Here is a 10,941-nt window from a genome sequence, read left to right as displayed (position 1 = left end):
TAATATTTGGTCATTATATCTCTGCAAGTGCTCACACAGATTGCTTGAATAAATTGTTAAAGAGCGTTGACCTTGACTTCTTGCGTCGTAGTCAGGCTGCGTATTCTACGCAAACCAATTTTGAAGTCAAGCACATATTTATGCTTTATTCCGGAAGCTTAAAAAGTAACCTAAGTCGCTTTAAACACCTTAACTTAGCGGCTGTTGCCGTGTCAGTGAGGTCGCATTATAGAGATCGACCGAAGTATGGCAAGTATTTATTAATGAAAAACAAATCATCTAGTAAAGCTGTTCACAGAACCACCAAAGCGGACATTTCAGCAACTAAACAGGTCGATAAATAACATCTCCACGGTGTGCGTAATAGCTATCCCCTACTATATCTATTATTTTAGTGACTACATTTTTAGCTCATAGTGAAATTAGCATGTCTTTACCGATTGAATATAACCATTTTAGCTTACACGCATCAGAAAAAACAAAACGCCAACGACAACATAAAGCACAATTGTTGTTACTACGTAGTGGTGAACTCAATATTCGCTTAGGTAAAACACTGTTCAAATTAAATCAGTCACAATCAATATGGCTGCCACATGATTGCTTATATTCAATCGAATCAATAACAGCCAGTCAGATTGATGTACTTACATTCTCAGCTCGTGTCACCGCATCATTACCAACTACGTTACGTCAATGTCCAGTATCACCACTGTTACCAGTACTATGCGATGAGTTAATCACAATAGATCAAGCCAGTTCCGCAGCACAGCACCTATTCCAAGTATGCTTAGATCAGGCGCATAAACTAACAGAACATCATTAAGCTAATATTCTTTTATGGGTAAAATTGCGTATAATTAATTTTTTCATTATTTAAAGCAATTATGTTTATTTTCAAATGCGAAGGTTTTAATAAAGAACAAGCAACTATTCAAGTTGCATCGTTATTATGGACAGAATCCGGCGAAGTTACCTTTAACGCCAATGATGATAGCTTTGCTTGCTTGTTACTGACTCAATGTAAAAGTGATAGTGGTGGTTTCTTCAACTTACTTGCAGGTTGTAAACCACTATACATAGAGCAATGGTTAGAATACCTAGAAGAAAAACAGTTGATCAAAAAAATCGTATTGCAGCAAGTTGATTATAAAGAAGCTGACTACCCCATAAAACTCGGTTTTGATGATGAAAATGCCAGTACGTTACTCGACATGCTATATAAGATAGGTAACTTTAATCGCTTACAAGTTTCACGCTACTTAAAAAATAGAAATAACATTACTTATCTATCGACTAAATACGACAAAACAGATTTGCAACGCTACCAGCAATTAGGCAAAGCAATTACTTTTATTCTTAAACTTAAAAAATAATTGTCATATGCGATGAGTAAACAATGAGTTGCAACGCCTGAAAACGATAGCCACCAATGTTAATGAAGTGTTAACATCGAAATTCAACAAGACAATCAAAATGACACAAGGAAGTGGTGTTTTATGAAAAAGTTATTTGCATTTATTATACTAAGTAGTGGGTTATATGGATGCCAGTCTACGCAAAACTACCAATACCAAGCGACTAAATTAGATAATATGACGATCGTGCGTTATCAAGAGATCGCAGATAATTATCAGCATTTAAAATTTGATCGCTATAACTCAATTTTAACCGTCACCTACCAACTGCCGGCAACAAACTTAGTCTGGCAACAGGAACACATAGATAAACAAACTAACAATACCTTGTGCTCAGATAAGAACAGCAAAATTTATCGATTAGCGCATGAGGATAAAATCGGTGTGAAGTTTATTTATCAAGGCCAAGGCGGTAAAACGCTCGGACCTTGGGCTGTTGATATTTGTAAAACGAGTTAACATTAACGGGGCAGACAGTGCCCCAGTCATTACGCTACAGCTAAACGCTGTGAACCGACTCAAGTTGGTTCACAGCGTTTAATAACGCAGTTAGTGAAGCAGTTAAAATATCATTATGGATCGCAACACCAATAACCGATTCAGTTACAGTCTTGATTTGTAGATAAGCAATCGCATCCGCATCTGTGCCTTTACTTAATGCATGTTCGCTAAAGTTAATCACTTCAAATTCAAGATTAAAATGCTGTTTCAAGGAGCTAATAAATGCCGTTAGCGCACCATGTCCTTCTCCAGCAACACTAACATGGTCAACACCATCAGCTAACCGCGCTTGTATTTTATCAATATCACCGTGATTAACATTATAATCTGCTAATTGATATGGCTGCTCAGTATGTGCATAAGTCGATTTAAACAGTTGCCATATTTGTGGAACTAATAGCTCACAACCTGTCGCTTCAGATTGTCGCTGAACCACACTAGAAAACTCAACTTGTAACCAACGCGGTAACTGCACGCCATATTCTTGCTCAAGTAAATAAGCAATACCACCTTTACCCGATTGGCTGTTAACTCGGATCACATGCTTCAATGTACGGTTTAAATCGGTAGGGTCGATAGGTAAATAAGCGACATTCCAAGTACTATCAGGAACACGACGGTCTAAGCATTTTTTAATCGCATCCTGATGGCTGCCAGAAAAAGCGGTATACACTAGCTCGCCAACATAAGGATGGCGTGGATGGACAGGTAACTTAGTACACTCTGAAATAGTCGTAATAATATTATCAATATCGCCAAGCTGCAGTTGAGGATCGACACCTTGGCTATAAAGGTTCATCGCCATGGTGATAATATCCATATTACCGGTACGTTCACCATTACCCAATAAAGTACCTTCAACACGATCAGCGCCAGCCATGACCGCTAATTCAGCCGCCGCCACAGCACAGCCTCGATCATTATGAGTATGTACACTGACCGTGATTGCTTCTCTATTTTTCACGTTCCCACAAAACCATTCCACTTGGTCAGCAAACACATTTGGCGTCGACATCTCAACCGTGGCAGGTAAATTAATGATCACGGGGGTGGCAGCCGTTGGCTGCCAGACTGCATTCACCGCATCACAAATATCAACGGCAAAGTCCAACTCAGTACCAGAGAAACTCTCTGGAGAATATTCAAACTGCCATTGCGGGCCAGGATTTGCTTCTGCGTGCTGCTTCACCCAAGCTGCACCTTGCACGGCAATATCAATAATACCTTGGCGATCTTTTTGAAAAACAAGCTCTCTTTGTACAGTCGACGTTGAATTATAAACATGAATAATGGCTTGTTTAACACCTTTTAACGCCGTAAATGTCTGTTCAATAAGACTCTCACGCGCTTGGGTTAACACTTGAATGGTGACATCATCCGGGATCTTATTTTCTTCAATTAGCCAGCGAACAAAATCAAAATCCATTTTCGATGCTGCAGGAAAGCCCACTTCAATTTGTTTAAAGCCCATCGCTAATAGTAATTGGTAATAACGGCGTTTTTGGGCAACCGTCATCGGCTCTACAAGCGCTTGGTTACCATCGCGTAAATCGACACTACACCACTGTGGCGCTTCGCAGATACTGTTATTTGGCCATTGACGATTAGGCATATCTAGAGGAGGGAAAGCTTGGTATTTATTGTGATTAAATGTTGTCATATTAAGATCCTTTTACGTATTTGCAGTCACATCATCAATGATGAATTAGCGGTTATCGCGCGTGGTAATAGCAGCAACTAAGCACCACATTCAAGGCTTAGCTACTGTATCCAAGTCGCATACGTAATAAAGATTTAATTTGTTTATAATCCATCATCAACACCAAGTATTTAATTACCTAAATTTATACTTAAAGTATACGTATAAACTGGTGGTCAATGGTTGTTTTGTTGCTACTTATTCCCAAATAATCAGCAATATATAACTAAAATAAAGTCAAATTAAGCAATATATAACTCATTAAATCCAAAATATATTTTAGCGTAGAGAATCACATAATGCATCTTCTAACTGTTGCCAAGGTAATTCTTGCATGCTGATGATTTCGATTTTACTCAGTTCTAATTCACTAACCGGCACGAAATCACATTCCCCATTAACACTGTTTATCGCAAAACAACCTTGTTCAGTCTTGATCACTGCTTTTAAGCGTACGACTTCTAATGGCTCTAGTAACGTAGCAAGCTCCATTAGATCAAATGTCTGGTGCTGATTAAAGACCCAGCCATAACTAAATAACCCCTGGCCATTACCATGATTCCGTTCAAAACGTGGATCAACAATTAATTCAACCTGCTCAGCTTGATGGTGGTGAGCATGACTATGTTTCAAATGGGCTGATAAATGTTGAGAACGGCGTTGCACATCAAGTGGTAATAACAGTGTATCAATAGAAAAATCACCGTGATGAGTCCATAATACTGATTGCTTAGCGGGTAATAATTGCTGACTAAAATCCATAAAACTTGCTTCATCGTCACTATTTAATTGCTCAGTTTTATTCGCGACAAGTACATCAGCTAGACTAATTTGATCTTGAAAGTGGTTATTTTCAACGTATTTTGCATCATTAAGATGGGTGGGGTCGACTAAGCATATTGTTGCATTTAGCGCTAATACGTCACAATAAAACTCACCGGATAAGTCTTTAATCACTTGCTGTAAATGCCCAAGACCAGTGGGTTCAATCAAAATACGATCTGGCTTAGCTTTACTGATTAACATATTTAGTCCCATTTTCATGGGTAACCCTGCCACACAGCACAGACAGCCACCGGGTACTTCTTTGACTATAATACGTTTTGCTTGATCTGTTAACGTATCAGTAAAAGTAGACAATAAAGTGCCATCAATGCCAATTTGACCAAATTCATTGACTAAGATCCCCCAGGTTTCATCTGCAGGCTTCTGTTTAAGTAATTGCTGAATCGCCGTGGTTTTACCCACACCAAGAAAACCAGTAATAATGTTGGTTGGTATTTTTTTTGCTTGTTTTGACATTAAGCTTCCTATGCATGATCACGAGGTTTCAAATCAATATTCAAACATCATAATAGATAAGCCATTTTTATAATACAGTGGGGTATCTGAAAGTTCTTATTGGAGAAGATAAGGCGAGAGGCGAACATAAGGAATACAAAGCAATATCACCGTGGGAAATAAATTCCTCCACGGTGAGGAAATGAAAAATTGATTAATCAATCAGTTCATCATCGTTCCAGTCGTCATCATCATAATTACCGCTTGCTAATGCAGCTTGTTCAATCACTTGAGCATACGCAACAACAAAGTCTGGCATCATATCTAGTACCGTCTGAGTAAAGGCTTCCCATTCAGTTTGTTGCAGGTCTGCAATTTGTTGCGCTGTGCCAGCACAAGAAAAATAACTTAAGCACAAGTATGCCATTTGCAACGCTTGGCTAATCTCGCTGTTATCTTCTAATGAGTTAAGTAAGCTTTCATAATAAAAAGCTGCGCCAATCGCAAAACCAATTGACCAATCATTTAACGCTTCACCAGATTTAAAGTTATCAGCGAAATTGGCCGTTTCAATACATTCAGCAGGTAATAGAGCACCAGAGTCATAAACTTGCTCGCTGATCTCATTATAAACAGAGATAATAGCGAATAGTTTATCGTCAGAAATATTGCCAGGTGCAGCACCACCAAAGATCATATCCATCCAGTCTTCAGTTTCAACTGGTGCAGGTGCAGCCACTAAACCAAAGAAAAAACCTTTCATCGCAACAAGTGATAAAGTTTCTTTCGGTGTTTCATCTCCAGATAACCAATCTGATAATAATATTTCGTCTTCACGTGATAACGCTGATTCAGTCATATAAAACCTTTTATTTCGCAAATATTTTGTCGTGTTATTTGTGCCTAGTTTACTTTAAAGTCAGCAACAGTGATATTTATTCAACAGAAAGCTGATCTAAAATAGCGCACTGTGAAGAATTATCGCCCGTACAAGAAGAGGCTAATGATGATAGCGTGCTGTGCATTCCTTGTAATATAGCAATGCGAGATTCGATAACCGCAATTTTTTCTAATGTCAGCGCTTTAACCTGAGCAGCGGTGCGCTCTTCACTTTTATAGAGGTGAATGAGTTCTTTACACTCTTCAAGGTTAAATCCAGCATCACGCGCTCGTTTAACAAAATTCAACTCATCAATAATATGCTGATTATAATATCGGTAACCATTATCACCTCGTACCGGGTGAGACGTTAAAGATATACTTTCGTAATAACGGATCGTTTTTGTCGATAAACCGACTTCCTTCGCGACTGTGCTAATGTTTTTCATCATTTAACCTGTTACTTATTATTTTAAGGATTTAAGCAGATATTCTCGAGACCGACAAACACTCATAATGCTAAAAACTAGGTTTCCAACGCTTAATCAAAAGTGAATTAGATAATACTGCAATACTACTAAAGGCCATAGCAGCGCCAGCAAGCTCAGGGCTTAAATAACCTGTAGCGGCTAAAGGCAATCCAATGATATTAAAAATAAATGCCCAAAATAAATTTTGTTGGATCTTACGCCACGTGAGCTTTGAAATATCCATTGCCGCTGACACTAAACGAGGATCATTTCTCAATAAGGTGATATTAGCCGTTTCCATCGCGACATCCGATCCAGACCCCATCGCAATACTAATATCAGCCTGTGCTAATGCGGGCGCATCATTAATACCATCACCAACCATAGCAACAAATTTTCCGAGCTTCTGTCGATCTTGAATATAAGCCGATTTCTGCTCAGGTTTAACATGTGCATAGTAGTGATCGATCTCTAATGCTTTCGCGATAGTTGCTACCGAAACGTCATTATCACCACTGAGTATCGTTGTGTTTATATGAACTTGCTGTAATAAGCTAATTGCAGCAGGACTTTCTGCACGTAAAGTATCAGCAATAATAAACAGCCCAGCCAGATCACCAGCTATCGCGACCCACATATGTGAACCAACATGCTCAGCTGATTTAGCGAGTAAATAGTCACCATCCTGGGTATTAATATTCTCAGCCAGCATCAACTCCCTATTACCGATAAGAATCTTTTCTTCAGCAACATAACCCTTAATGCCATAACCAATAATAGTTTCCACTTGTGAGGCAGTCATGAGTGTCAGTTGCTTACCTTTAGCGTAACGTATAATCGATTTTGCTAAAGGGTGCTCACTAAGTTCTTGAACGCCAGCAGCGCGACGAATTAGAGTATCGAAATCATAATTAAAATGATGTACAGCGATAACCTCAGGCTTACCTTGTGTCAAAGTACCGGTTTTATCTAGCATCACATCAGTAATTTTGTGTGTTTTCTGCAGCGTATCAATGTCTTTAATTAAAATACCTTGTCGTGCTGCAGTCCCAGTCCCGGTAACTAATGCCGCAGGAGTCGCAAGACCTAATGCGCAAGGACAAGCAATAACTAATACCGCAACAGCGGCAATAAGGCCACTTTCAAAATCATCAAATCCTACATACCAAGTCAAAAATGTTAGCGTGGCAATCGCCAAGACAACTGGGACAAAAATATTACTAATTTTATCAACCAATTGCTGAAAAGGTGCTTTAGCCATTTGTGCCGTTTCAACAAGTGAAATTATTTTATTTAAACTCGAGTCCTTACCAACAGCGTTAACCCGTAGCAATAAAATACCCGTGCCATTGATAGATCCACCAATCAGTGTTCCACCGACATTTTTAAGCACGGGTAAACTTTCGCCCGTGATCATAGATTCATCTAATTCACTAGTACCATCAATAATAATACCATCTACCGGTACTTTATCGCCTGCGAGAATGCGAACTTCATCTCCGATAACAACTTCTTCAACTGGCAATGTTGACCATTCTCCACCACGCTTAACCGTCGCCACTTCAGGTCTTAACATCATTAATTCATTTATGGCAGAAGATGTGCTTTGTTTGGCATTTTCTTCCAAATATTTACCTAATGATATGAGGGTGATCACAACAGCACTGGCTTCAAAATACACTAACCCTTGTGCCCTTTCTCCAAGGGTTAGCAATAGATACAAACTATAAAAATAAGCAGCACTGGTACCAGTAGCGACAAGTACATCCATATTAGCCGAACCATTTTTTAAAGACTTATAAGCCCCTAAATAATATCGTCGACCGATAACAAATTGAACGGGTGTTGCTAAAGCAAGTTGTAACCAGACTGGCAGCATAAAGTGAATATTATCAATAAACATCGTCAGCATACCCGTCAGTAAGGGTAAGGTTAATAATGCAGAAATGATCACATATAATAACTGCTGCTTATTTTTTCTTTTTGATTCAACAGCCCTAGCCAACAGGTTTTCTGTTTGTGATATCACACTACCTTGGTTAACCTTGGCTTGATAACCCAAGTTGATAATCAAATTAATCACGTCAGCAGGGATAAGACCACCCGAAAAATACGTTAAGGTAATGTTCTCGCTCGCAAAATTGGCATCCACAGCTAATATATCTTTATTCAATAATAATTTAGATACTGTTTTCGCTGCACAGTTAGCACAAGACCAGCCACTAATAGAAAGCGACAACTCTTCAGTATCGTAAATGTAATTTTTATCATCTAAAACAGCTTTTACTGCATGGCTTGAGGTAATATCAGCTATATTTACTTGAGCTGTATTTAGGGAAAAATTAACTCGAGCCTCAATACCGTTCTCGGCATTTAAAGCAGATTCTAATTTTGATGCACAACCAGCACATGACATGCCTTCGATACCAATTGAAAGTGTTTTAGACATAACGAAAAAACCTTATTAATGATAATATGCATAAAATATAACCTTTACCCTAAGTGTAAGGTCAAGGCTAATGTAATGCGATTTTGCCCTAAATATTTTGTAACAAGGTGTAACATGCAGTAAAAACGCGATAAGCCTAACATTAACGATATTTTTTTTATGAATAATAGCCTCTATGTAATAAAATTACTTACATAGTTAAGCTACATCAGATTAAGACACGTTTAAATTGCTTTACCAGCTCAATATGTAGATTAATTACCACATTCCATTTAGTTAAAAGTGAAAAATAAAATCATGAATCCAACAAAAACGAATGCTTGGCAAGATTTAACAGCACATTACTCAGAGATGCAAAAAACTAATATCAGCAATTTATTTGCAAATGATAACAACAGATTTGAGCAGTTCTCTAAGCAATTTAATAATGATATTTTATGTGATTTTTCTAAAAATATTATTACGCAATGCACATTAAAAAAACTAACTGCGCTTGCTCATGAAGTTAATTTGCCAACAGCAATTAAAGCGATGGTTTCAGGTGAGCAGATCAACCAAACTGAAAAAAGAGCGGTACTGCATACAGCACTTAGAAATCGTAGTAATACGCCAGTTTTGGTTGATGGTAAAGATGTAATGCCTGCAGTTAATGCCGTATTAGCGCAGATGAAAGCATTTTGTCATGACATTATTAGCGGTAACTGGAAAGGCTATACCGGTAAAGCGATAACAGATATTGTAAACATCGGTATCGGTGGTTCAGACTTAGGCCCTTACATGGTGACCGAAGCATTACGACCTTATAAAAACCATTTAAACATGCATTTTGTTTCTAATGTTGACGGCACGCACATCGCCGAAACACTGAAAGATTTAAACCCAGAAACAACGCTTTTTCTCATTGCATCAAAAACATTCACAACACAAGAAACAATGACCAATGCACACAGTGCAAGATCATGGTTCTTAGCAAGTGCTGAGAATGAGGAGTATGTTGCATCACACTTTGCAGCGCTATCAACGAACGCCGCATCAGTTCAAGCATTCGGTATTGATACTAAGAACATGTTTGAATTTTGGGACTGGGTTGGTGGCCGTTATTCGCTTTGGTCAGCAATTGGTTTGTCTATCGCATTAAGTATTGGCTTCGATAATTTTGAAGAACTGCTTAGCGGTGCACACGATATGGATAAGCACTTTGTTGAAACACCACTAGAGGATAATATTCCGGTGATCTTGGCACTAATCGGTGTTTGGTATAACAACTTCTTTGGCGCTGAGAGCGAAGCTATTTTACCTTACGATCAATATATGCATCGTTTTGCTGCTTACTTTCAGCAAGGTAATATGGAGTCAAATGGCAAGAGTGTAGACCGTGATGGAAACGCCATTGATTATCAAACCGGCCCTATTATTTGGGGTGAACCAGGTACGAATGGCCAGCATGCTTTCTATCAACTTATTCACCAAGGTACGAAACTTATTCCTTGTGATTTTATCGCACCTGCTCAATCACATAATAAAATTTCCGACCATCACGCGAAATTAATGTCTAACTTCTTCGCCCAAACAGAAGCACTAGCGTTTGGTAAATCAAAACAAACGGTCATTGATGAACTAACTAGTTCTGGCATGTCAGAAGCTGATATTGCCGCATTAGCTGAGTTTAAAACGTTTACAGGTAACAACCCAACGAACTCTATTTTATTCAAGCAATTGACTCCAAAGACACTGGGCTCATTGTTAGCTATGTATGAACATAAAATCTTCACGCAAGGCATTATCTGGAATATCTTTAGCTTTGATCAGTGGGGTGTAGAACTCGGGAAGCAGCTAGCAAATCAAATTTTACCTGAATTAAATAATGAGCAATCCGTTGATAGCCATGACAGCTCAACGAATGGTTTAATTAATACTTTCAAGGCTTGGCGTTAAACAAAGCCAAGAGTCTTAGATAAATAATAACGTTTATTTAAGCCGAGTCTAGAAACCCAAAAACCAGCCTACGGCTGGTTTTTTATTATCTGGCCTAGGCTTTATCTCGGCTTACGGCTTCTGATGCCAGCCCATTTTCTGCATTCGTTAACATAAAGGCCTGGCGCACTGTCTTATTGCCGTAAATTTTGGACACAAAAAAGCCGATATCATCACTGATATCGGCTCTCTCTAATTTGGCGCTTGGCGATGCCCTACTCTCACATGGGGAAACCCCACACTACCATCGGCGTTATTACGTTTCACTAC

General features: G+C 38.6%; 10 protein-coding genes. 5 read left to right on the top strand and 5 right to left on the bottom strand.

Features of this window, described 5'->3' with window-relative positions; all coding sequences use genetic code 11:
- The 4 genes from JFU56_RS22915 to JFU56_RS22350 all read left to right on the top strand — a co-directional run.
- The coding region (locus JFU56_RS22915) for a hypothetical protein (RefSeq protein ID WP_206759254.1) at positions 1-344 on the top strand (344 nt) is incomplete at its 5' end.
- Positions 345-427: 83 nt separating this feature from the next.
- The gene (locus tag JFU56_RS22360) at positions 428-826 is read left to right on the top strand and encodes a hypothetical protein (RefSeq protein WP_198439426.1); all 399 of its coding nucleotides are present in this window, start codon (positions 428-430) and stop codon (positions 824-826) included.
- 61 nt (positions 827-887) lie between these two features.
- Positions 888-1,376: a hypothetical protein gene (locus JFU56_RS22355; RefSeq protein WP_198439425.1), complete on the top strand. Its 489-nt coding sequence runs from the start codon at positions 888-890 to the stop codon at positions 1,374-1,376.
- A 123-nt stretch (positions 1,377-1,499) separates the two neighbouring features.
- On the top strand, positions 1,500-1,877 hold the full coding sequence (locus tag JFU56_RS22350; RefSeq protein WP_198439424.1) for a hypothetical protein: 378 nt from the start codon (positions 1,500-1,502) through the stop codon (positions 1,875-1,877).
- Between the two features lie 40 nt (positions 1,878-1,917).
- Here JFU56_RS22350 and leuA read toward each other — a convergent pair whose 3' ends face one another.
- The 5 genes from leuA to JFU56_RS22325 form a co-directional block, all read right to left on the bottom strand.
- Positions 1,918-3,579, bottom strand: a complete 1,662-nt coding sequence (gene leuA, locus JFU56_RS22345; RefSeq protein ID WP_198439423.1) for a 2-isopropylmalate synthase — start codon at positions 3,577-3,579, stop codon at positions 1,918-1,920.
- Between the two features lie 318 nt (positions 3,580-3,897).
- Positions 3,898-4,920, bottom strand: coding sequence for a GTP-binding protein (locus tag JFU56_RS22340; protein WP_198439422.1), 1,023 nt, complete (start codon positions 4,918-4,920; stop codon positions 3,898-3,900).
- Positions 4,921-5,113: 193 nt separating this feature from the next.
- Positions 5,114-5,758: a UPF0149 family protein gene (locus JFU56_RS22335; protein ID WP_198439421.1), complete on the bottom strand. Its 645-nt coding sequence runs from the start codon at positions 5,756-5,758 to the stop codon at positions 5,114-5,116.
- A gap of 76 nt (positions 5,759-5,834) precedes the next feature.
- Positions 5,835-6,230: a Cu(I)-responsive transcriptional regulator gene (gene cueR / locus JFU56_RS22330; protein WP_242066054.1), complete on the bottom strand. Its 396-nt coding sequence runs from the start codon at positions 6,228-6,230 to the stop codon at positions 5,835-5,837.
- Positions 6,231-6,297: 67 nt separating this feature from the next.
- Positions 6,298-8,697, bottom strand: coding sequence for a heavy metal translocating P-type ATPase (locus tag JFU56_RS22325; protein ID WP_198439420.1), 2,400 nt, complete (start codon positions 8,695-8,697; stop codon positions 6,298-6,300).
- 297 nt (positions 8,698-8,994) lie between these two features.
- Here JFU56_RS22325 and pgi point away from each other — a divergent pair, with 297 nt between their 5' ends.
- On the top strand, positions 8,995-10,632 hold the full coding sequence (pgi, locus tag JFU56_RS22320; RefSeq protein ID WP_198439419.1) for a glucose-6-phosphate isomerase: 1,638 nt from the start codon (positions 8,995-8,997) through the stop codon (positions 10,630-10,632).
- Positions 10,633-10,941: the final 309 nt, after the last annotated feature.

It is taken from the genome of Moritella sp. F3 (assembly GCF_015082335.1).
GTDB lineage: Bacteria > Pseudomonadota > Gammaproteobacteria > Enterobacterales > Moritellaceae > Moritella.
This window is presented reverse-complemented; position numbering and strand designations above follow the sequence as displayed.